This is a genomic window from Bacteroides sp. 14(A) (genome assembly GCF_000526555.1).
Lineage (GTDB): Bacteria > Bacteroidota > Bacteroidia > Bacteroidales > Bacteroidaceae > Bacteroides > Bacteroides cellulosilyticus.
In genome coordinates, this window is the sequence record NZ_JAGH01000004.1 from 1 (window position 1) to 24,305 (window position 24,305).

Sequence of the window (24,305 nt, forward strand, 5' to 3'; positions counted from 1 at the left end):
TGAAGACTTACAACCGGATGACCGGGAAGATAGAGGATTATAGCATCAATTCCGCACCGCTGGATTTTTCGGAAGGAAAGATACACGCTATCATGGAAGACCGGGACAAGAACCTGTGGGTAGGATTGTTTCAGAAAGGTATTGTACTGATGCCCAAGCAGGAGAATCCGTTTGAGTATTATGGCAACAGGTCCATTTATTATAATCCCATCGGACAAGGATGTGTAATGTCCATCTATCAGGATAGTAACCGTCACCTGTGGGTAGGGGCGGACAATGAGGGAATCTTTGAACTGGATGCGGAAGGAAAGAGGCTGCGGCATTATCAGCCCGGCAATAACCCGCGTTCGATGGCTAATACGATTATGTGTATGTACGAGGATACGAACGGAGATTTCTGGCTCGGCACGTACACCCGGGGACTGGCAAAACTAAACCGGAGAACCGGTGAGTGTGAATATCCGCTGCCGGTGGACAATGAGAAGATTTTCTCGATTACGGAAGATCGGCATAAGAACCTTTATATCGCTACTTTCGGTTCGGGTTTCTACCGCTATAATCTGGTGACAAGGGAGTTGAAACATTATGAGTCGTCTAAAGATGAGTCGGGCGACCTGACCCGGAATGAACTGGCAAATGATTGGGTGAACTACATCTTCTGTGATAGTGAGGGAATGATCTGGCTGGGACACTATAAAGGGATCAGTTGCTTCAATCCGGTGAATGAGAGTTTCATTAATTACCGCAATGTGAATACTCTGATTGAAGACCGGGTAGGGTATGTTTTGCAGGAAGACCATGCCGGAAATATTTGGGCAGGTACGACGGACGGACTTTATCGCTTCAATAAGAAGACCGAAGAACTGACCTGTTTTACGGTGGCGGATGGTTTGCCTAATAATGTAATCTGTGGAATTTGCGAAGACGAGGAACATAATATGTGGATCAGTACCTATATGGGTATCTGTAAGTATAATGTCGAGAACAACCGTTACATCAATTATTATGCGGGCGACGGATTGCAGGGAAACGAGTTCACGCACGGCGCATTCTATAAAGATCAGGCGGGAAAAGTCTATTTCGGCGGTATAAATGGTATTACCTATTTCCAGCCTTTATCCATAGGGAGTGTGCTGAAAGACACCAAGGTCTGGATTACGGACTTCTTTATCTTCAACCAGCCTGTGCGGAAAAATACGCGTTCGGGAAGGCATACCGTTATCTATACGTCTGTGCCGGATGCGAATATGTTCCAACTGGCTCATTACGATAATACGTTCAGTATCATCTTCTCCACGTTGCAGTATAACAATCCGGAGCAGATATCCTATCAGTATAAGATTGAGGAATTGAGCAACCAGTGGCTCAGCACCGAGCCGGGTGTGAACAGGGTGACTTACAATAATCTTCCGCCGGGCAAATATACTTTCCATGTGCGGGCACTGAGTCACGGCAATCTTTCGGAGATACGTACGGTTAAGATTCTGATTACTCCGCCTTGGTATGAGATGTGGTGGGCGTATTGCATTTATGTTTTTCTGCTCGGCTTGCTTGTATTGGGCATTGTGAATTACATCCTGTCGCGTATGCGCCATCGCCGTGAAATCATGAAGCGCGAACATGCCGAACAACTGAATGAAGCAAAGCTACAGTTCTTTATCAACATCTCGCATGAAATACGTACTCCGATGACGCTGATCATTAATCCCCTGGAGAAGTTGTTGGCCGAAAAGAAGGGAGGGGAAGTACAAAAGACTTATCTGATGATTTACCGGAATGCACAACGTATTCTTCGTCTGATAAATCAGTTGATGGACATCCGTAAACTGGATAAGGGACAGATGTTCATGAAGTTCCGTGAAACGGATATGGTTGGTTTCATTGATGATGTGATGCTTACCTTTGATTATATGGCGCGGAAGAAGAAGATACATTTCAGCTTCGAGCACGCTATGCCGCAGTTGAAGGTATGGGTGGATATGAATAACTTCGACAAGATATTGATGAATATCTTCTCCAATGCCTTCAAATATACACCGGAGCAGGGTGAAATTACGGTTTCGCTTTCTACCGGGCGCGATGCTACCCGTCGCGATCCTCTGAAGGAGTATTTTGAAATAACGGTCACGGATAGTGGTATCGGACTCGACCGGGAGAAGATAGAGCGCATATTCGAGCGTTTCTATCAGATAGATAATGATGTGACGAAATCGAATTTCGGTACGGGTATCGGTTTGCATTTGTCCCGTTCATTGGTGGAACTGCATCATGGCATTATCTTGGCAGAGAACAGGGAAGATGCTCCGGGCAGTCGTTTCGTGATCCGTATTCCTTTGGGTTCAGCACATCTGCGTACGGACGAACTGGAAGATGTGGAAGCACTCATCACCCCTCATGCCGTGCTGGTTAAACCGGAAAAGACGGACTTGGAGGAAGTTTTTGAAGAAGAAGAGGGTGAAGAGGATGAGGAAGGCAAGAAGATTGGTAAGGCAAAGAACCGTATGCGCATATTGATAGTGGAAGATGAGGAGGAGATTCTTTCTTATCTGAAAGAAGAATTGGAAGGGGACTATCGGATAATGACCCGGAAGAATGGCAGGGAGGCTTATGATACTATTCTTGCAGATACTCCTGATTTGGTAATCAGCGATATTATGATGCCGGAAATGGATGGTCTGTCACTTTGCCGGAAGATTAAGCAGAATACGAATGTCAATCATGTGCCTGTAATCTTATTGACTGCCAAGTCGAAACCCGAAGATACCATGGAGGGAATGGCAACCGGTGCGGATGCTTATATGGTGAAGCCTTTCAATACGGAGCTGCTGAAGAGTACGATTGCCAACTTGCTTGCTAACCGTAAACTGCTGAAGAGTAAATTCAGTGGTGCGCAACAGCAAGAGGACAAGGTGCAGAAGCTGAGCATGAAATCGGCGGATGAGATATTGATGAGCAAGATAATGAAGGTTATCAATGAAAACCTTTCCAATCCGGATCTGAATGTAGAGATGTTGGCGGCAAATGTCGGTCTAAGTCGCGTCCATGTACATCGGAAGCTGAAAGAACTGACAAACCTTTCGGCACGTGATTTTATCAAGAATATCCGTTTGCAACAGGCTGCCGCACTGCTGAAAGAGAAGAAACTGACAGTTTCCGAAGTAGCTTATGCTACGGGGTATACGAATCTGTCACATTTCTCCAGTTCTTTCAAAGAGGTGCATGGGATGTCGCCTAAGGAGTATATGTTGGCACATCAGGGGTAAGTTTTAGGAATTTATTTATTATGGATGGGTTATGAATTAATTCACCACAGAGTAACACAGAGTTTCACAGAGTTTAATCAATTTGAAATCAAAAGAATAGAACTCCGTGAAACTCTGTGTTACTCTGTGGTGAAAACTCATTACTTTCCCGTTTTGCTTTATTGCCAACTTTCACTGACGAAACTTGATTTAGCCACTCCTTTTAGTACCACATTATTAATATTTACCTGTGCCGCTTGTGCATCGGTTATCACTTCTTTCTTGGCTAATCTTTCCGCAATCAGGCGGAAGTAGCCTTCCTGGCTTTCTTGCAGCCGCCCATCTGCCGTAAATGAGTTTTTGAAGTGTTTCGGTTTAGGAACGATAGAAGCCAGGAAAATACTTTCTTCTAAACTTAACTGTGAGGGGCGTTTGTTAAAGTAGAAAGATGCCGCTTCGTGGATGCCGTAAACCATAGGCCCCCATTCCGCTATGTTCAGGTAAACTTCGTACATGCGTGCCTTCGGAGTGAGGTGCTCGGTTTCGATGAGCCAGACGATAAGCGCTTCTTCCAGTTTGCGGGCAATGTTTTTGTTACGGTTCAGGAAAACATTCTTCACCAATTGCATGGAAATCGTGCTACCTCCGCGGGCAAACTTGCGAACTTCCAGGTCATGAATCAGAGCTTCTCGCATGGCATCCGGCAGGAATCCCCGGTGATAGAAGAAAGCTCCGTCCTCACTCTGCATGACAGACATTTGCAGCAGAGGAGAGATACTGTCCAAGGGTGTGAAATTCTCCCATGACGGACCGACTGGGAAGGTGTATACGGGCTGTCCGTTCTCGTACGCTGTATAGATAAACTCATCGGACATCTTACCTAAATCCGTTTTTCCATAATGGAGAATACGGAAATCTTTTTCTTTCAGTTCCGACTCAAACTTCAAACTATCCAGTTGAGAGAAATCCACGTCCAATAGAAAGTGATAAGCTAATTGTCCGGTAGTGCCGAGACCTTCCAGGTTTTCGAAAAGTCCTTTGGGCAATGAACCGAACAACTCTTCCGAAGGGAACCAGGGTTTCCGGACAGAAGCTATAAAATGCCACTCTTTTTTGTCTGTACTTTTTCCGATACATTCTGCCTTTAAATAAGGATGGAAGGTCAGTGCATTGAAACGTACAAGGCTGGTACTGTCCAGTTCTACGGCTTGCGGACTGACATTTACGTGGAAATCCAGTTGTCCGCGATCCAGGTTGATCGTCTCGGGCGACAACCGCTTATGATATACCTGCAATCCCCGTACTTCCGACTGGCCAACCAGACATGTAAGCCCGTTGTTAGTTTTTTCCTGTGAGAAGTTGCACGTCAGACTGTCGAACTGTACTTCTGCACCGAATCGGCGGTGGATATAAGGAACAGCTAGTTGTGGAGCATGTAAAGTTGCATGCAATCGCCTTTCCGAAGGATTAAATTCTCCTTCGGTATTCCATTGTTGGTTCAGGCTATCTTCCAGAACTGTTATTTCTGATTGGAAATGATAGTCGTCAATCACAAAGCGGGGAATACGGAAACTGACGAAATTACGGTCTTTCCGCTCAGTGATTGTAAGATGGGTGAGTTCACCGTTTCCGGGTAACAGGCCGAAAAGGAGATTTAATGTTGTATTGATGCGACGGGTGTAATCGGTACTGGTATTGCTTTCATTGGAGGCAGTTACTTCGGAAGAGGGCAGGAAAAGGAAATCATAGTTGGCTGTAGAGTCTTTTTTTATGAAATTGAGTGAGAGTCCGTCCAGACGGACTTCTTTGATCTTGATATCTCCCCACAGCAGTTTCCAAAGACCGATACGGATATTGAGAGATTGAAGGGAAAGCAATGTATCTCTTTTCTGTGGAACCACATTCAGTCCGTCGATAGAGATCGTATTCAACCCCTTCATGTGGAGTTTGTTGTAACTGATGTCTAACCCGTAACGCTGTTCCAGTCTGACAATGCGTTTATCTGCGATATGGCGCAGTAGGCTTCCCCGGAAGATGAAAATACCTGTTGATAAAAGTAATAGCAGCATGAGACATGCTACTATTACTTTGGTTATTTTTCGTTTTATCATACTCTTTACTTTTCGGGCGCAAAGGTATGGATAAAAATGTAAGTTGCTACTCTTGGAGCCTAAAAACAGTAATCATTTATTTCCTTTCCAGATGGAGAGAACTTTCTTTCGTATCAGGAGGATGTTTAAAGCGGATACCACTAAAAATAAGATACTTCCGGCAAGGATACAGGGCAGAAGAGAGCCTGTTTCCAGTTGTGGAATAAGAGTTTGCAGGACTCCGGTGTAGTAAGATCTTAACCAGACTACACCAATGACGGCGAGGAGCAGTACCAGTAAATTCAGGCCTACGGTCAATACATGATAGGGCAATGCGACTTTAGAAGGACTGTAACCTATTAATAGCAGGTTTTCTAACTTTGCCGTATTCTTCTGAAGCAGCAAGAATACACTTAACATCAGGATATAAAAAGACAAGATACTGATAAATAGTCCTACTCCCGAAACAATGCCTGTGATGAGGCGGAGGAAATAGGTTGTTTTTCCGGCATCCAGATTGTCTCCTTCGGTTTCATAGTTCTTTTGTTGGAAGTAGTCGGTGATGGCTGTATCTGTGGGATTCTTCACTTCCACGATGAGGCGGGAGGGTTGCGCTTCCCGTTCGGGGGCGAAATTCTGATTTGCCCACTCCATAAAAGATTGAGGAACAAGGATGGTATTCAACCGGTTGGAGAAACCAACGATATTTCCTTTGTATTGTTCTACACGTCCGTTGCCACGCATGTTGATATCCATTTGTATCAGTCCCATCACACCTTCCGATAATTTCGGCAAGTTGCGGCTTTGCGCAAAACCAAAGTTGTAAAGGTTCAGATAATTGCGGGGAATGATGATAGGTATGGTTTGTGTACCTTCATCAAAGTGCCACTTGTCCAGGCTGACATCGACAAAAGCATCGGGAACAGATTCAAAAAACATATCCGTAGAAATACGGATACCGGCCTGTTGCATTCCCAACCCTGCCGACACTTTGAAAAGGGTAGGTGTGAAGGCGCCTACGCTGCGTGTAAAAGGTTGTGCTTCCAGTTCTTTGATTTCATCTTTGGAAAAAGTATTGCTTTGTCCGGTAATGCTGCCAAGAGTGCTGATCTTTTTGGTAGCGATGATATAATCTTTCTTCATGAAACTGTCTCCCTGCGTGAAGACGGGAAGAACATCCTTATAAAATTGCACGCTCAACAGTACAATCAGCATACCGAAGATGTTGGCGAGAAAAAAGCCACTTAATTGTCCGATGCTGATGTGCTGGCGAAGAAGTTTCCAAACAAGCTTGTTCATTGAAATTATATGTTTTTGTTAAATGATAATTTACCAGCGTAGCGCTGGAGCAAGGTTCTCCTTCGGCGTGCAAGTAATCTTTCAGACACGGATGACACGGATGACGCGGATTCTTTTTTCCTTCGGTGTGATATGCCGGTATGTATAGCGCAGCTTTAAAAATCCGCGTCATCCGTGTCATCCGCGTCTAAAAGATTAAAGTCCGCGTTCGTCCGCCTTATCCGCGTAGTCCGCGTACCCATTCCCTCGCCGCTAAATTATCATTTATAGTTTCATCACTTTATTATATTCTAATTCTATATGTTTTCCAATGGAAGTAACAATTATTCCTGCGCCTTGCCGTTCGGCTTCTTCGGTCAGCATGCGTCCCATAAGTGTGCCGTTATCATCATCCAGGTGGCTGATAGGTTCATCCAGAAAGATGAAATCGAACGGTTGGCAGAGGGCACGGATGAAGGCTACACGTTGCTGTTGTCCGAAAGATAACTTTCCGGCTTTCTCGTTTACTTTCTCAGCGATACCGAGTGTTTCAAAAAGCGCAAGGATTTCTTTTTTCTTCTTATAATTGGTGAGTCGGTTCTTCAACTGAACGTTTTCCAAAGCCGTCAGCTCCGGGAAGATGCGCAGCTCCTGGAACAGCATGCTCAGCGAATGTTTTCGCAGTTCCACCCACTCATGAATGGAGAGCGAGCGGATATTGCGTTCATCAAAGTTGATAATACCTTGGTAATCGCGACGATATCCGTAGATATAGCTGCACAGAGAAGATTTACCTGTGCCGGAAGCAGCTTCTATCAGATAACGCTCTCCTTTTCGTAGCACAAGGTCTTGATGCCACACGTCGGATGTGATGGCATCCCGGTCGGCAAACACTTGGGGAAGTGTTTGCCTTAGATGAATGATTTCCATTATTTATCGGGATTAGATGCCTGCAAACCCTTTGATGAAGTTTACGATCTGTTTCAATGCATTTACATTCTTGTCTTTCAGCTGAATGACCATGTCTGCATCATTATTGGAATTGCCGGTTGCTTCTACATAAGCTATCTTATCAACCAGAGCAAAAGCCGTTGCATATTGTGAACCACCGTATTCCGACAGCATTTTCACAATCGGCAAAGCGAGAACCGCTTCTGTATTAATAACGAAAGCACCATTCTTACCTTTGATATTAGATGCAAATTCGGTATCTTTGATTGAAGGATTAACTGTTTTATCTATGCTCTTGTACAACATCTCGTCATTCGTAGCATACAAACTATTATTGCGGACACCAAAGAATATATTCAGCATTCTGGACTTATATACATATTCGTTCTCACCCAGTTTCAGGATATCTTCTCCACGTTTCAAGCCCAGTTCATTCTTCTTTTCATACAGTAATTGTACGGGTGTCGCACTCTTTACGCTGGCGTACATCAGGAAAGTGGGAGCATTGTCCATTGTGAAGTTTATCAGTCCCATTGCCATATCTTTCTGGAATGTGCCGAACAACTCTTTTACTTCATTGGCCTTGGCAATGGAGAAGTTCTTTTGGAATTGCTCGTTCTCCAGTAGCAGGTTATAGAATTCCTCTCCGTTGATACCTGCGCTGATATACATCAGAGTCGATTTCGGGAAATATTTCAGGAAAGTATTCTCTATGGGGCAGGTTGCTTTCTTTTGCTTATCGAACAAGGCTTGCAGTTCAGGACTTTCAGTGAAGTTTTCATATTTCATGCTGATCTTACCTTTTTCGAAAGAAAGACTTCCCAACATCTTCAGATCCTTCATGTTAAAAGGCATATCACTTTCTTTGATCATATTGGCGTAAGGACCTATCAGACTTGCCGGAGAGAGCATAGCATCGATATCCCCACCCATTTTCTGCATTTTCTTGAAAACGGCAGTTGAAACAATACTGTTTTCATTGGTCTGTTTCAGCAGTGCAGGAATATCTTGCTTGATTTTTTCAAGTTGGGTAGTACCTTTGTAATTAGTTAGCATAAGTACTGAAGGAGTGTATGCCATGAATACCTGATTACCCATTTGCGTGAACTGAAAGCCATCTCCACTTGCCAGGGGCTGACAAACTTTCTCTTTCTCTAATGTTTCCAGCAGCGCGTGCAGGTCGTCCTCGTTGCTGACTTTTGCAATTACAGTAGTGGGAAATGTCTCAGTATTGAAAACGTATAAAGGTGCCGATACGTCGATTCCCGATTTCTTCGGATCTTTCATAATCATTTCCACTTGTTGGAATGTTGCGGCATTCATGCCACTCTTCATAGCATCCGTCAGCTTTTGCTGCGCTTCTTTGTTCTCCTTGTCATTGAGCCCTGCTTTATCAACCAATGATTTCATGTTGATACTGACTACCGTAGAGGCATTGGCAGGAATAACATTCGTATATTCGAACTTCTTCTCGGAACATGCGCTGACAAGAGCTACCACTACAGCCATCAACGCCAAACGGGGAAACAAACTTTTCTTCATACAATTCTTATTAAAATGTGATTATCATTGATTTTGCAAGTTCAGTGTATGGCAAGCCACCAGAGCAGCCGTCTCTGTGCGTAGCCTCGACTTACCCAGACTGATGGGAGTAAAGCCGTTTTCTATAGCCTTTTGTACTTCTTTTTCACTGAAATCCCCTTCCGGACCTATCAATACCAGTGCGTCTTCTCCTTTGCGGAACACATCTTTCAGCAGCGGCTTTTCTCCTTCGTAACAGTGCGCAATGAACTTTTGCCCTTTGAAGGGCTGTGTGATGAACTTATTGAAATCCGTCATCTCGTTCAGTTGTGGCAAACGTGCTTTGAGGGATTGTTTGATGGCAGATACCAAAATCTTGCTGATACGCTCTGTTTTGATGACTTTCCGTTCAGAGAAACGACAGTTCAGGAAAGTCAGTTCATCGAAGCCTATCTCAGTCGCTTTTTCTGCAAACCATTCTGTACGGTCCATATTCTTGGTAGGGGCCATTGCAATGTGCAGATGCCCGTTCCATAAAGGTTCCTGATAAATGGTTTCCAGGATGTTTACCATGCAACGTTTATTGGTGGCGGCACTGATTTCTGCGCGATAGAAATTACCTTTACCGTCCGTCAGCGTAATCTGATCACCGATATTAAGGCGCAGTACGCGGACACAGTGCTGGGCTTCTTCTTCGGGAAGTTCGGCACGGGTTTGTATGTCGGGTGTATAGAATACGTGCATAAGTTTATTACTGTTCTTTTCGTTTGGAAATTTCATCCCTGATGTGGGCGGCGCGTTCGTAATTCTCATTGGCTATAGCTTCCTGCAAAGCTTTTTGCAGCATTTCCATTGTATCTCCATGGAAGAATTCATCTTCGTGTGGAGAAGGATTCTCTCCCATGGGAGCTATGCTTCCCGCTTCGCTTTCCTTTCCGGTTTTAAGTTGTTCCGACTCCAGAATTTCTTCGTAGATAAAGATCGGAGCTTTCATCCGTAAAGCCATTGCGACTGCATCTGATGTACGGGCGTCCATACGAATGATAGCATCGTCTGCTTTCAGATAGATATAAGAATAGAATACACCGTTGTCTACCCTGTAGATAAGGGCACGCATCATGTTTACCCCTAATACTTCCAGACATGAAGCGAAAAGGTTGTGGGTCAACGGGCGTGGCGGAACAATTCCCTTCAGGCTGATTAACATCGCTTGTGCTTCTGCCGCACCGATGATAACCGGTAATTGACGGGCACCGTCCACTTCTCCCAATACGAGGGCATAAGCTCCTGCCTGTTCCTGACTGTTGGAGATGTTTAGTACTTCCAGTTCTATTTTTTTCTTTTTATCCATAATCTTTTTCCGAGTGGCGGCAACTGCCAACCACTTGCTTACTTACTTTTTATTTACTGCTTCTTCCGGTCGGTGCTTGTACTTGAACACCAAGGCGAACAATATACCGATGACCAGTGCGTAAGCAGCAAAAATAAGCCAAATCTCAGGCCACTCACGACTTACCAGTTTGCCGTCGGCGTATACTGAGAAAGCATCTACTACGGCACCGCTGGCGTATCCTCCAATAATGGCGCCCAAACCGTTGGTCATCATAAAGAATAATCCTTGGGCACTGGCGCGGATATTGGAACTGGTTTCTTGTTCAACAAACAACGAACCCGAAATGTTGAAGAAATCGAATGCCATGCCATAAACGATCATGGATAGGATTAACATCCACAAACCGGATCCCGGATCTCCAAAGCCGAACAATCCGAACCGGAATACCCATGCAAACATACTAATCAGCATTACCTGCTTGATTCCGAAATGTCTCAGGAAGAAAGGTATGGCAAGAATAAACAATGTTTCGGACATTTGTGAGATGGATAGCAGGATAACCGAATGTTTCACGCCAAAGGAATCTGCGTATTCCGGAATACTGGCAAAACTACCTAGGAAAAGGTCACCATACGTATTGGTAATCTGTAACGCTGCTCCCAGAAGCATGGAAAACAAGAAGAAAATAGCCATTTTCTTTCTTTTGAATAATACAAATGCATCCAGCCCTAAAGAAGAAAGCAGTGATTTGTTTCCGGTCTTGGCAGGTTTACATGCCGGCAGGGTGAAAGCATACAGGCCCAGCATTAATGCAGATGCACCACCTACATAAAGTTGGGCGCTTGAATTCTTGAATCCGGTAAGGTCTACTGCCCACATCGCACAGATAAATCCAATGGTTCCCCATACGCGAATGGGTGGAAAATCCTTGATCAGATCACACTTATATTGTTCAAGTGAATTGTATGAAACTGTATTGGCCAGTGATAAAGTAGGCATATATACCAATAAATTGAGTAACATTGCCCAATACATCTGGTCATATCCCGTAGCGGTAGAGGCATAGAAAAGGCATGCGGCTCCTATGATGTGGCAAAGTCCGTATAAACGTTCAGCATTGAACCATTTATCGGCAATGATACCAATGATGCCGGGCATAATTAGAGAGGCAATGCCCATGGTTGCGAAGATTGCGCCGATTTGGCCTCCTTCGAAGTGTAGTTCTCTACCCATGTAACCTCCTAATGAAATTAACCATGACCCCCATACGAAGAATTGCAGGAAGTTCATGATAATCAAACGAACTTTTATACTCATGACTTTTCTAATTTGTGTGTTTTCTTTTCACATTAAATAATAGATGCAAATATAATATTTTCGTTGATTGCGTGAGCAAGTTAATTAATAAAAAGCGCATAAAAGTGAAGAAAGGTGAAGAATAGATGATGAAAAGCGGAATGGCTAAGAGGTATATAAAAAAAAGAAGGCTATCTATCCCAGACAGCCAATCTTTATTAACCTTAAATCTAATACCATGAAAAACACAGTGCAAATGTAGAGGTTTTATGTTATACAACATAACGTTTTACTAATTTTCTTCTTTGGTTTAACATCTTTTAGATTATAGGGTAGCTTTTGTCCCATTTATGAGAGAGTAAAGTGCATTTTTGGCAAAGATAGTATTAGTTAATCTTCTATCCCTTGCTTACCTTTGCTTCATAAATCGAGAAATGATGAAAAACAGAATCTTATTGACTGCTGCGTTATGTATGAGCATGATGGCACAGATTACTGCACAAGGTTACACTTCTTTGCGGGAGCAAATCCAGTTAGCGGGAGAGTGGGAGAGTTCTTTAGGTACCTGTCGCCTGCCTGGTACGACAGATGAAAACCGACTGAGTGAAAGGAACCGGGATACGCTGGTGACGTATCAGTTAACACGTCTCTATCCTTATAGTGGTAAAGTGATTTATACCCGTGAAATAAATATCCCTGAGAGTTTCCGGGGTAAGAAACTGTTTTTGATGATGGAGCGTACCAAACCAAGTACTGTGTGGGTAGATGGTGACAGTATCGGTAGCTATGGTCATCTGTATGCGCCTCACCGGTATGAGCTGCCTGCCCTGGCAGTAGGGAAGCATCAGCTGAAAATCAGGATCGATAATTCACCGACTTCTGTCCCTAAAGAAATACAGGGCTCTCATGCCTGGACAGATGCTACGCAAACGAATTGGAACGGCATTCTGGGAGAATTTTATATCGAAGCAGTTCCGGTTTCTTATATCCAGTCGGTGCAGGTATATCCGGAAGTGGATAAGAAACAAGCATTAGTTATAGTGGAAGTCGATGCGGACAAAGACGGAAAAGCGATACTGGATGTCGATGGATATGCCTGGAATACTTCTGAAACACATACCTTGTCTCCCCAGCAACTTGCCGTGCGATTGAAGAAAGGACGAAATCGGATTGAGCTTCCTGTGAATATGGGTGATAAACCATTACTGTGGAGTGAATTTCATCCCGCACTTTACAAACTGAACATTACGCTCCGTGCCGGGAAAAACCGGGATAGCCGAATGGTAGATTTCGGTATGCGCAAGTTTGAAGTGGAGGGTACGCAATTTGTGATAAATGGTTATAAAACTTTTTTGCGTGGGAAACATGATGCCTGTGTTTTTCCCCTGACCGGTTACGGTCCGATGGATGTAGCGTCCTGGCAACGTGTATTCCGCGTGGCTAAACAATACGGTATTAATCATTATCGCTGTCATTCTTTCACTCCGCCGCGTGCTGCGCTGGAGGCTGCCGATATAGAAGGTATCTATTATCAGATTGAGTTGCCTTTGTGGGGGTATATCAAGCGTGAAAATACGGTCCTGAACGATTTTCTGAAAAGGGAAGGGGATATGTTGTTAGAACACTTTGGGAATCATCCTTCATTTATGATGCTGGGTTTGGGTAATGAACTGGATGCGGAGATAGATGTGGTGCGTGAATGGCTCGATGATTTCCGCAATCGGGATAATCGTCATTTGTATTGCTTCGGTTCCAATAATAACCTTGGTTGGAAAGGTCCGCAGGATGGAGAAGATTTCTTTGTGACCTGCCGTGTAGGTGGTGGAGACGGATATACGACTCATGTACGTACTTCCTTTGCGTACGTAGATGCTGAGAAGGGTGGTATTTTGAATAATACGCGTCCGGCTACGGATAAAGACTATTCCGGTGCCATTGCGCACTGTCCCCGTCCTGTAGTGGGGCATGAAAACTGTCAGTTTCAAATCTATCCCGATTACGGTCAGATAGAGAAATATACCGGGGTGCTTCATCCTTATAATCTTGAGATTTTTCGTGATCGTTTGAAAGAGAACCATCTTTCTTCTCAGGCAAAAACTTTTCACCAGGCTACCGGACACTTTTCCATTGAATGTTACAAGGCAGATATGGAATATGCTTTCCGTACTCCCGGTTTTGGTGGCTTCCAGTTGCTCGATTTGCAGGATTATCCCGGACAAGGTTCCGCATTAGTGGGGATTCTGGATGCTTTTATGGATAGTAAAGGTATCGTTGCCCCCGAAACTTTTTATGGTTTCTGTGCACCTCTTGTTTCTTTGGCATTGATGAAGGATCATTGTTGGCTGAATACTCAGCCGCTTCACATAGATGTTGCTCTTTCTAATTATGTGGAAGGCGATTGGAATGAGCCTGTTCGCTGGAGTTTAGTATCTGATAATGGGGTATGGAAACGTGATGGAGTACTCATGGCCTCCATTCCTCAGGGCAAAGTAGGAAAGGCGGGCAGTATTGATCTTTCACTTTCCGGACTGAAAGAAGCCCAACGCCTGACACTGACATTGACCACCGGTAAGTATCGCAACTATTATCATCTTTGGGTATATCCTGATGAAACTGCCGAGTCGGAAGGTTCTGTTCATGTGGCTTCTTTCCTGAACGATGATCTGCGAAAAAGGTTGGAAAGCGGAGCGTCCGTTCTGTTGATCCCCGATCATGATAGTATCGTAGCACAGAGTGTTGGAGGAATGTTTACCCCTGATTACTGGAATTACTCTATGTTTAAGACTATTTCGGAAAATGCCGGAAAAGAAGTTTCTCCCGGTACACTTTCCATATTGACTGATCCCGGACATCCGTTATTGAAATACTTTCCGACTGAATGTCACAGTGATTGGCAATGGTGGAGTATTACCCGTAATTCCCGTCCCATGATACTGAATGCAACCCGTGGTGAGTATCGTCCGCTTATTCAGGTGGTCGATAACATTGAGCGCAACCATAAACTGGGACTGGTCTTTGAATTTGCTGTAGGAAAGGGAAAGCTGTTAGTTTGCATGACCGATCTGCAAGCCATTGCAGGGACACCTGAAGGCAATCAGTTTCGTACATCCTTGCTTCGGTATATGAAGTCTGATGCTTTTCACCCTACCGAACAGTTGGCCTGGAAAGAACTGGACGCACTCTTCCATACCGATATCAATCAAAGACAGATTATTGGGGTGAAGAATGAGTCGGATTATACAGTAGGAGGGGAATAGAACGAAGAGTTCTGAAAATAAAATGTTCGCAATTTAGTGAACATTTTGTTTTAAATCTCTATCTTTGCAACGAACAAACTACTGCTTATGTTAGTTACATTTGATAAAGAATATCTCAAGGAACTCTATGTTTCCGGTAAATGTAGTGATAAGAAACATCGTTTTCAGCCGGATGTGATAAAACGATATAAAAGGTGTATTGATACACTGATTGCATCGAAGAATGCTGAATCCTTATATAAGCACAACTCTTTGAATTATGAGATTTTGGTGGGAGACAAGGAAGGGCTTTCTTCAATACGGGTAACTTCAAAATACCGCATAGAGTTTACTGTGAGAGTTGTAGCAGATGCTGAAACGATTATAAGTATATGTAATGTTATAGAATTGTCTAACCATTATAAATAAGTAGAGTATGACTATGCTTGCAAATGAACTCACTCCGTTTTGCCCTACGCATCCCGGTGAAATATTAAAAGACGAAGTTGAATACCGGAAGATTTCTCAGCGCGCCTTGGCACGCCAGATGGGAATTTCGTATTCACAGTTGAATGAGGTGCTGAACGGTAAGCGCCCGGTTAATACGGAACTTGCTTTGCTTTTTGAAGCAGCTTTGGGGCTTGATCCTGAGATGTTGCTCAATATGCAGACGCGATATAATATGCAGGTGGCGCGTGCCGATCAGCGCACGCAAGATCGCTGGAATGAAGTACGTAAGTTGTGTGCATCGTTCCTTTGATGCACACAACTGTATTATCTGTTATCAGAAGATTTATTCCACATACAGCACCAACCCTTTCAGGTATTCTCCTTCGGGGTGGTAAATACTTACCGGATGGTCAGCCGGTTGCGTCAGTTGGTGCAGAATACGCACACTGCGACCTGACATTGCGGCAGCCGTAAAGACCGCCGTACGGAAGTTTTCTTTGCTGACAGCTTGTGAGCAGGAGAAGGTGAATAGAATGCCGCCCGGTTTGATCTTTTCAAAAGCTTTCACATTCAGCTTGCGGTAACCTTGCAGCGCATTGCGCAGGGCATCGCGATGTTTGGCAAATGCGGGTGGATCCAGAACTATCAAGTCGTACTGGTCGCCCATACGATCCAGGTATTTGAAAGCATCTTCGGCAAAAGCGGCATGGCGGGTGTCACCGGGGAAATTCAGTTCTACATTCTTGTTCGTGAGGTCAATAGCCTTGGCGGAACTGTCTACAGAATGTACCAGTTCGGCATTACCACGCATACCATAAACAGAGAAGCCACCGGTATAACAGAACATATTCAGCACAGAACGTCCGTTAGCATAGCGTTCCAGCAGTGCGCGGTTCTCGCGTTGATCCACGAAGAAGCCCGTCTTTTGTCCTTTCAGCCAGTCGATATGGAATTTTAAGCCATATTCCATTGCCACATTGTCTGTGCTACCACCTTTCAGGAAGCCATTCTCAGGGTAGAGGTCGGCTTTGAAGGGGAGAGTCGTTTCTGATTTATAATAGATATTCTCTATTTTATCACCCATCACTTCACTCAGGGCATTGGCTATTTCCATACGGTCGAGGTGCATACCGGCAGAGTGTGCTTGCATTACGGCCGTGCGGGCATAAATATCAATGATCAAGCCGGGAAGGTTATCTCCCTCGCCATGTACCAGTCTGTAAGTGTTGTTAGTCGGATTTTCAGCAATACCAATGCTGCGACGCATCTCATAGGCAATACTGAGTTTGCGTTTCCAAAAATCAGAATCAATAGCTTCATCCTGATGAAAAGAAAGCACGCGCACGGCGATGCTGCCTATTTGGAAATGTCCCTTGGCTATGAATTCCTTCTTGGAAGTGTAGATTTCAACTACTTCACCTTCTTCGGGTTCACCGTCGAAATGAGCGATGGCACCTGAAAATACCCAGGGATGGAAACGTTTTAATGACTCTTCTTTGCCGGATTTGAGATATACTTTGTACATGCGATTAGTGATTAGCGATTATGGGTTAGTGATTAATGATTCTTGGTTGGTAAGCGGTTCATCCGGTTCCAATTCATAGTCACCGGTAACTTTTAATTCCTGTAATCGGTTATATATGTTGAGGCATGCCCATGCATCGGTGGCTGCATACTGCTTTTGAGGTTCGGTCAGATGCTCAGCTTCCCAGTTGGAGAGACGTTGTGATTTGGATATTTTCTCACCGAACAGGATACCATAGATTTTTTGCAGACTCTTGTCCTGTATGCCGAACATACGGACATATTCTTGCAACTCGATGCAGGAATGTTGTTCAAAAGGAGCGCGCTTGTGCAGCATCATAAAGTCGTCACGCAGCGAAAGGCCGACTTTGGTAACTGACGGACTTTCCAGCAATGAAATAATCGGAAGCGTCAGGCCGGTAAGGTTCAGGCGGAAAAGGAAGCAGTCTTCTTCAGAGGATACTTGCAGTAAGGCTACCTTATGTGATTGCCCTTTGGTGAATGACGGGCGGGTTTCGCTGTCAATTCCCAACAGAGAATACTTCTTAAGATAAGTCACTGCTTTTTCCGCTTCCCAGGGGGTTTGTACAAGATGTATTCGTCCCGGAAAGAGTACTTTGGGCATCTCTTTGATATCTTCCTTTTTAATCGTTTTTTTAATAACCATAATTTAAGTCTTTAGTCGTGATGGTGATGTCCATGACAGTGGCAATCATCATCATCGCAGTCATCTTCTTCCGGTTCGTCTTCTTCAGACTGGCGGTATTTTACGTCGTGCAATGCGCGAAGTGTGTTTACAAGGGTTTGCCCCCAGTATTCTTTGAACTGTTCCTGACAGATAGCCAGGGAGTCGTTCATTGTTTCGTTCAATCCCAACTGGAAGACGAAAATGAAATCTTTGATGGCCTGGTAAATATCTGCCAGGTCTTCGGAAATATTCTTCTTGATGGGCTGGTCGCTATAAACCATATCTTGTATGAACACGTCCAGATAGTCATCTTTTTCGGCAAGAATCCCGGCAAGGTTGATGCGGAGCACTTCATACGTTTCTTCCGTTACGTAGCTTTCAGGAGCGTCGTCGCCTATTATTTCTGTTTCGGGCAACATGGCTGCCTTGAGGTAGAGCAACGGAAGTATCTTTAATGAGGTATCGACAAATGTGTCACGTTTCATCGTTTCCGCCTGCTCCAGGAATTTGCAGAATTCAGCAGCTACGGTGACGAATTCCACTACATTACGGTCGAATATCACTTGGCTTTCTTTTTTCATATATACTCAGTTTGAAACGCAAAGATAGTGTAAACCGAGTGCAGTAGCAAATTTATTTGCATTTTACTGAAATGCCGTTTCATTTATTATTACGTGATATTCCGTTCCCCGGTTTCTTCTCCGGCTACTGATTCCAAGTTTGCGAAGTGCACGCCCGAAGTACGCGACTTTGCTGATGGCTAATCGGTCTTTGGTCTTTTTCTGGAGAAAAGAAAGTATTTCCATCGGTGTCATCCACGTTCCTTCGTCTTCTGTTTGTGCCGCCTGGAAGTGGCATAGGAAGAGTTGTTCCAATGGAGTAGGTTGTTCAAACTCTTGATTGCTCTGCTTCAGAATGGCTTCGTCGGTGTCGTCCAGCCAGTAGCGTTCACCTTGCGAAATGGCAGTCATGGCCTGGGCATAGAGTTGGCGGTAGTTGATGGTGACGTTGGTGTTGATGGGACCGGTTACTTCGATACAGATGAAGCGGCGACTGCCGCTGGGATCGGTCAGCAAGTCTTTTTGATTGCTGGTGCCTATGAAGGAGGCGTAGCGGCGTATCTCCTGAATGGCGGTTCCATAAGGTTTTCGCAGGTTGGCTACGGGTTTTTGCAACAGATGTTTCAGGAAACCTTGCTGGCTGACGCTGATCTGGTCGAACTCGTCGATGTTGATCAGAAAGAAACGTCCCAGGCTTCGTTCGGCATCCTGTTTGCTTTTGAAGTCGATGCTGTCTGTGTAGCCGAAACGCAGTTCCGGTGGTAAAAGAATGCGGCAAAACGTGGATTTTCGATACCCTTGGGCGCCTACCAGTAGGGGCGATGTACTGTTGCCGTGCTGCCGGTCAAGTCCACGCCAATGAGCCGTCATACTGAGAAACCAGCGGTAGAATAATTCCCGCCAATGCGGATTTTCGCAGGGAACGAGGTCGGCCAGGGCACGGATGCGGTCTTTTCCGTCCCAGCGCCCGGTGTCGTTGAGGTATTCTTCTACCGGATTATGTAGGGGGATATAGTCGGAAGTAAGGTAGCGTGCTATGTCGCGGTCCCATACCCGGATACCTTCTTTCAGGGCATTGAGCGCTATGCTGCTTCGTATCCGCTGGTCGGCGGGGCGGAATTGGAAGTGTATGGAGTCGCGCTGGCGGTATTCCAGCTCGCCCAACACGGTGTTGTAGCGGAATTCGTAGCGGCGGTTCATGAACTCTTCCAGGCGGAAGGCTGTGTCCTGTTCGGCGGTCATGCTGTTGCGGGTGCCGAAACCTTTACATTCACGGTAAATATTATGTATGGCGGCACGTATTACGGGCTCGTCCGCTTCGCGATAATAATGCATCAGGGTTTGCCGGACTACCTCTTCCTCGGGGATGCCTGCTTTGTAACAGTGCTCGGCAAGCCGTGTCAGTAACGGGCGTAGGTCGTCACCCCGCTTCCAGTTTGTCAGTCCGTCGAATGAACGGTTTAGTGCCGCTTCAAAGAGCATGGAAAAGGTGTCCGATGAACTATAACCGGGCTGCATACGCAATAGGGGATTGGTTTCCGCTTGCTTTTGTTCCTTGAAGGTGGTTTCGCCGGGTATGGCAAAGGGCTGTTCCAGGCAGAAGGTGGTGGCGGCAGGGTTGTAGTAAGGTTGCTCGTCCAGCGTCATGCGGCAACTTTGGTTGAGCGACGGTTCCTTCAGGGTGATGGAGTAGGGCAACAGAGGTTGGTAACAGTTCACTGCGAGGCGGTAGGCGTGGGCATGAAACAGGACCATTTCACTTTCGCGCTTGGGCAGTGAGCCGTCGGGCAGGGCGAAGAGTACCCATATTTTGACGCTACGTCCGCTGCTTCCGCAGAAGGCGGCAAAAGTCTGGGGTAATAGGGAGACTTGCTGTTTTATTTGTTCCACTTCGGTGCTACCTGTCAGGTGGTTGACTTCAATCTGCACCAGTCCGTTGTAAATCTTCACCCGATGTTCTCCGTCTTTGGTACGGGCATATTCCACGGCGGGGTAGATGCGAGGCAACTTGTCTATGTTCTGGTAGTGATTATTGGTTCCTTGCAGTATGGGGATGAGATGGCGCAGGGCTGATACATGCGCTGCTTTATTCTCTTTCTTTATTTTTGCTATCAAGTTTTCAGCTTCAAGGGTACTGAAAGATTCTTTACCGGTTTCACGGTCGGTGCGTATAAGGGTTAGTTTCATCGTGGTTATTTTTAGTTACTGTTTTCAAAAGACGGCGCAAGTTACGGCAAAAAGCCGGGGACACAAAGTCTTTCTTTATTTTTTATGTCTCTTACAAAAATACGGTTTCTTTTTTATCTGCAAACTACTTCTCTCCATTTATATTCTTCCATCTTCATCCTTCGCTTCATTCATTAAATACAAGGATGCAGAAGTACAGAAAAATAGATGAGTATAAACGCAGAAAACTTAGTTTCTTTGTATACAAACCTGTAGTATTAAATATTCTCTAGCTCTTTCTTTATTAAAACATCACCCTTTCCTTGCTTTTGCATTGCTTTTTCTTTATCTTTGCATTTGATATTTTGGCTTGTCCACAGCTGTGAATCGCGTGCTTCACAGTCGTGAAGCAGCAACACCACAGTTGTGAAGCACAAGATTCACAGCTGTGGGCAAGCCAAAAACATTGCTTGCCAATGAAAGAAACATAGGCAGTTAGCGAAAGAAACATAAGAGATTAACATAAGCAATCCCTGCTCTGAATATCACTGAAAGCGGGGAATGCAATAACAAAAGAACAATGGCGATATTATTTGATTGGTACGAGAATCCAAAAAACAAAGAGCGTCAGAACGAAGAACTGACCCTGCATCCGCGCATCCGGCTGAACGGCTCCACGGACACTGCCGCGTTGCGAAGGTTCATACAGGAATATTGTTCGCTGACCGAAACTGATGTTTTGGCCGTGCTCGATGCCCTGTCGCACTTTATGGGACGGGAATTGGGTGAAGGACGCCAGGTGCACCTGGATGGCATCGGCTATTTTCGCCCTACGCTGACCTGCACTGAACCGGTGAAGGTGGATACCAAACGGAAAAGCACCAAGGTAAAGCTGAAAAGCATCACCTTTCGTCCCGACATGGCACTGCGAAGCGAGGTAGGCAACATTAAAGTCCTACCGCTGAAACAACGGAATGTATTGCAAAAGCCACTGACCCCGGAAGAGATTGACAAACGGCTGGAGAAATTCTTCACTACGCACGACTTTATGACGAAAGGCGACTTCTATTCTCTCACCGGAATGACGAGAACTACAGCCACCCGGCATATTAGGCGTCTTTGTGATGAAGGAAAACTGGAAAATAAAGGGTTGCAGAAACAACCGATTTATGTGCAGAAAAAGGCGTAATAGGAAGATTATTAGCGGAATATGCGTGTTTGTATGGAGTGTAGGCAAATTGCTTGCACTTTATTTATATTTGCTGCCACCACCGCTGTGTTGCCGATGAATAGGGAGATGCGAAGCATGAGTGCAAGCGTGCAAGTAAAAGTGCATATAAACTTTTTGTACGCTGCACCTGGCTGATGCCTCTCTCCATTCAGAGAATCTTTAGAAGACTAAGGTTATAAAGAGAGCAATATTTTTATTACTTTTGCACCAATCTATCATTCATTTACTAAGGAATTCTATTTCATGGCTAAGAAAAATTCTACAAAAGATACAGAACAATCCCTTTCCCTGTTTGGTAAAATAAGGGCGATCTTCAAAAATGAAACCATTCACTTTGTTATTGGCTTGGTACTGGTCATTTTCTCTGTGTACTTGCTACTGGCCTTTTCTTCGTTTTTCTTTACGGGAGCGGCGGATCAAAGTATCATTGATTCGGGTAATGCACAGGAATTGGCTTCTACCAATAATGGGGTGAAGAATTATGCCGGTTCGCGCGGCGCTCAATTGGCAAGTTATCTGATTAATGACTGCTTCGGTATTTCCTCTTTCTTCATCCTTGTATTCCTTGCAGTGGCGGGGTTGAAATTGATGCGTGTACGGGTGGTTCGCCTCTGGAAGTGGTTTATCGGTTGTTCGTTGTTGTTGGTTTGGTTCTCTGTCTTCTTCGGCTTTGCCTTTGTGGAGCAGTATAAAGACTCTTTCCTGTATCTGGGCGGTATGCACGGATATAATGTCAGCAACTGGTTGGTATCGCAGGTAGGTGTTCCGGGCGTTTGGATGATTCTGTTGGTGACTGCTATCTGCTTCCTTATCTACCTCAGCGCACGTACAGTTATCTGGTTGCGCAGATTGTTCAGTCTTAGCTTCCTGAAGCGCAAACAGAAAGAGGAAGAAGAGAAAGGAGAAACACCGGAAGAGTTTACAGACTCCTGGACGGCAAAAGGCAAGAAAAAGCCGGTTTCTGTTCCTGATGTGGCAGATATAAAAGAAGAAGAGGCTCCCGTTGAAATTCCCGAACCTATAAAAGAACCGGAAAATGAAATTACATTGGATTTGGGTGGCGTTACGGAAACACAGCCTGCCAAGGTATCGGGTGAAGAAGTGTCTATGACTATTGAAACGCCTGTTCCTGACCCTGTACCTCCTTTCCATGAAAAAGCGGCGGAACCCGTATTCGAAATAGAAGCTACTGAAAATGATGACGAATATAAAGGTCCGGAAAAGGAACCCTATAATCCCCGTCTCGATCTGGAAAACTATCGTTATCCTACTGTCGACCTGATGAAGCATTATGATAATGCCGAGCCTACTATCGACATGGCGGAGCAGAATGCCAATAAAGATAAGATTATAAATACACTGCGCAGTTTCGGTATTGAAATCAGTACGATAAAGGCGACGGTGGGACCTACGGTGACGCTGTATGAAATTACCCCCGAGCAAGGGGTTCGTATTTCCAAGATTCGTGGTTTGGAAGATGATATCGCTCTCAGCCTTTCGGCATTGGGTATTCGTATCATTGCACCGATTCCGGGAAAAGGAACAATCGGTATTGAAGTACCGAACTCCAATCCGAAGATTGTTTCCGGACAGAGTATCATCGGTAGCAAGAAGTTCCAGGAGTCTACTTATGACTTGCCGGTAGCTTTGGGTAAGACGATTACCAATGAGGTTTTCATGGTTGATTTGTGCAAGATGCCGCATATGCTGGTGGCCGGTGCCACCGGTCAGGGTAAATCTGTCGGACTGAATGCCATCATCACTTCTTTGCTTTATAAGAAGCATCCGGCTGAACTGAAGTTTGTGCTGGTAGACCCTAAGAAAGTTGAATTCAGTATTTATTCGGTGATTGAACATCACTTCCTTGCCAAACTGCCCGATGGGGAAGATGCTATCATTACGGATGTAACCAAGGTAGTGCAGACGCTGAATTCTATCTGTGTGGAAATGGATACCCGTTACGACTTATTGAAAGCCGCGCATGTGCGCAATATTAAGGAGTATAACGAGAAGTTTATTAATCGTCAGCTGAATCCTGAAAAGGGACATAAGTTTATGCCTTACATTGTGGTGGTGATTGACGAGTTCGGTGACTTGATTATGACGGCGGGCAAAGAGGTAGAGCTGCCTATTGCCCGTATCGCTCAGTTGGCGCGTGCAGTGGGTATCCACATGATTATCGCTACGCAGCGTCCGACAACGAATATCATTACCGGTACAATCAAGGCGAACTTCCCGGCTCGTGTTGCCTTCCGTGTATCTGCCATGATAGACTCGCGTACTATTCTCGACCGTCCCGGAGCTAATCAGCTGATCGGACGTGGTGATATGTTGTTCCTGCAAGGGGCAGATCCTGTACGCGTGCAATGTGCCTTTATCGATACACCGGAGGTAGCGGAGATTACTAAGTTTATTGCCAAGCAACAAGGGTATCCTACCGCATTCTATTTGCCGGAGTATGTAGGTGAAGATGGTGGCGGAAACGATTTGGGAGATGTGGATATGGGACGTCTGGATCCATTGTTCGAAGATGCTGCCCGCCTGATTGTCATCCATCAGCAAGGTTCTACATCGTTGATCCAACGCAAGTTCGCTATCGGTTATAACCGTGCCGGGCGATTGATGGACCAATTGGAAAAAGCCGGTATTGTGGGACCTGCACAAGGCAGCAAAGCGCGCGAGGTGCTTTGTGTCGATGACAATGACCTGCAAATGCGCCTGAACAATTTACTATAAATC

General features: G+C 45.0%; 17 protein-coding genes. 6 read left to right on the forward strand and 11 right to left on the reverse strand.

The window, feature by feature from the left end; genetic code table 11:
- A partial coding sequence (locus K429_RS0118960; protein WP_029327701.1) for a hybrid sensor histidine kinase/response regulator transcription factor occupies positions 1 to 3,263 on the forward strand: 3,263 nt, incomplete at its 5' end.
- Positions 3,264 to 3,421: 158 nt separating this feature from the next.
- On the opposite strand, the gene K429_RS0118965 is transcribed toward K429_RS0118960, so the two are convergent.
- The 7 genes from K429_RS0118965 to K429_RS0118995 all read right to left on the reverse strand — a co-directional run bounded on the left by K429_RS0118965 (position 3,422) and on the right by K429_RS0118995 (position 11,732).
- Positions 3,422 to 5,353 (reverse strand): biosynthetic peptidoglycan transglycosylase, encoded by a 1,932-nt coding sequence (locus K429_RS0118965; RefSeq protein ID WP_029327703.1) that lies wholly within the window; start codon positions 5,351 to 5,353, stop codon positions 3,422 to 3,424.
- Between the two features lie 72 nt (positions 5,354 to 5,425).
- Complete coding sequence (locus tag K429_RS0118970) at positions 5,426 to 6,631, reverse strand: hypothetical protein (protein ID WP_007215517.1); 1,206 nt, start codon at positions 6,629 to 6,631, stop codon at positions 5,426 to 5,428.
- Positions 6,632 to 6,895: 264 nt separating this feature from the next.
- Positions 6,896 to 7,540, reverse strand: coding sequence for an ATP-binding cassette domain-containing protein (locus K429_RS0118975; RefSeq protein WP_007215518.1), 645 nt, complete (start codon positions 7,538 to 7,540; stop codon positions 6,896 to 6,898).
- 12 nt (positions 7,541 to 7,552) lie between these two features.
- A complete protein-coding gene (locus tag K429_RS0118980; protein WP_007212807.1) occupies positions 7,553 to 9,103 on the reverse strand; it encodes a DUF4836 family protein in 1,551 nt (516 codons plus the stop codon).
- 24 nt (positions 9,104 to 9,127) lie between these two features.
- On the reverse strand, positions 9,128 to 9,826 hold the full coding sequence (locus K429_RS0118985; RefSeq protein WP_007215519.1) for a 16S rRNA (uracil(1498)-N(3))-methyltransferase: 699 nt from the start codon (positions 9,824 to 9,826) through the stop codon (positions 9,128 to 9,130).
- A gap of 7 nt (positions 9,827 to 9,833) precedes the next feature.
- Positions 9,834 to 10,433 carry a bifunctional nuclease family protein gene (locus K429_RS0118990; protein WP_007212809.1) on the reverse strand — a complete coding sequence of 200 codons (600 nt, stop codon included), beginning with the start codon at positions 10,431 to 10,433 and terminating at the stop codon, positions 9,834 to 9,836.
- Between the two features lie 42 nt (positions 10,434 to 10,475).
- Complete coding sequence (locus tag K429_RS0118995; protein WP_007212810.1) at positions 10,476 to 11,732, reverse strand: nucleoside permease; 1,257 nt, start codon at positions 11,730 to 11,732, stop codon at positions 10,476 to 10,478.
- Positions 11,733 to 12,148: 416 nt separating this feature from the next.
- Between K429_RS0118995 and K429_RS0119000 the strand changes: the two genes are divergently transcribed.
- The 3 genes from K429_RS0119000 to K429_RS0119010 all read left to right on the forward strand — a co-directional run bounded on the left by K429_RS0119000 (position 12,149) and on the right by K429_RS0119010 (position 15,707).
- Positions 12,149 to 14,968: a glycoside hydrolase gene (locus tag K429_RS0119000; protein ID WP_029327705.1), complete on the forward strand. Its 2,820-nt coding sequence runs from the start codon at positions 12,149 to 12,151 to the stop codon at positions 14,966 to 14,968.
- Between the two features lie 87 nt (positions 14,969 to 15,055).
- The gene (locus K429_RS0119005; protein WP_007215522.1) at positions 15,056 to 15,376 is read left to right on the forward strand and encodes a type II toxin-antitoxin system RelE/ParE family toxin; all 321 of its coding nucleotides are present in this window, start codon (positions 15,056 to 15,058) and stop codon (positions 15,374 to 15,376) included.
- Between the two features lie 7 nt (positions 15,377 to 15,383).
- A complete protein-coding gene (locus K429_RS0119010; RefSeq protein ID WP_007215523.1) occupies positions 15,384 to 15,707 on the forward strand; it encodes a HigA family addiction module antitoxin in 324 nt (107 codons plus the stop codon).
- 33 nt (positions 15,708 to 15,740) lie between these two features.
- Here the strand turns inward: K429_RS0119010 and K429_RS0119015 are convergent, their stop codons facing one another.
- The 4 genes from K429_RS0119015 to K429_RS0119030 all read right to left on the reverse strand — a co-directional run bounded on the left by K429_RS0119015 (position 15,741) and on the right by K429_RS0119030 (position 20,356).
- The gene (locus K429_RS0119015; protein ID WP_007215524.1) at positions 15,741 to 16,922 is read right to left on the reverse strand and encodes a class I SAM-dependent rRNA methyltransferase; all 1,182 of its coding nucleotides are present in this window, start codon (positions 16,920 to 16,922) and stop codon (positions 15,741 to 15,743) included.
- An 18-nt stretch (positions 16,923 to 16,940) separates the two neighbouring features.
- Positions 16,941 to 17,588, reverse strand: a complete 648-nt coding sequence (locus tag K429_RS0119020; RefSeq protein ID WP_007212815.1) for a 3'-5' exonuclease — start codon at positions 17,586 to 17,588, stop codon at positions 16,941 to 16,943.
- 11 nt (positions 17,589 to 17,599) lie between these two features.
- Positions 17,600 to 18,190 (reverse strand): DUF5063 domain-containing protein, encoded by a 591-nt coding sequence (locus tag K429_RS0119025; protein ID WP_007212816.1) that lies wholly within the window; start codon positions 18,188 to 18,190, stop codon positions 17,600 to 17,602.
- Between the two features lie 63 nt (positions 18,191 to 18,253).
- Positions 18,254 to 20,356, reverse strand: a complete 2,103-nt coding sequence (locus K429_RS0119030) for a BT4734/BF3469 family protein (RefSeq protein ID WP_029327706.1) — start codon at positions 20,354 to 20,356, stop codon at positions 18,254 to 18,256.
- A 559-nt stretch (positions 20,357 to 20,915) separates the two neighbouring features.
- Between K429_RS0119030 and K429_RS0119040 the strand changes: the two genes are divergently transcribed.
- Positions 20,916 to 21,524 carry a DNA-binding protein gene (locus K429_RS0119040; RefSeq protein WP_029327707.1) on the forward strand — a complete coding sequence of 203 codons (609 nt, stop codon included), beginning with the start codon at positions 20,916 to 20,918 and terminating at the stop codon, positions 21,522 to 21,524.
- A 285-nt stretch (positions 21,525 to 21,809) separates the two neighbouring features.
- Positions 21,810 to 24,302, forward strand: a complete 2,493-nt coding sequence (locus K429_RS0119050; protein WP_007215526.1) for a DNA translocase FtsK — start codon at positions 21,810 to 21,812, stop codon at positions 24,300 to 24,302.
- The last annotated feature ends 3 nt before the right edge of the window (positions 24,303 to 24,305 follow it).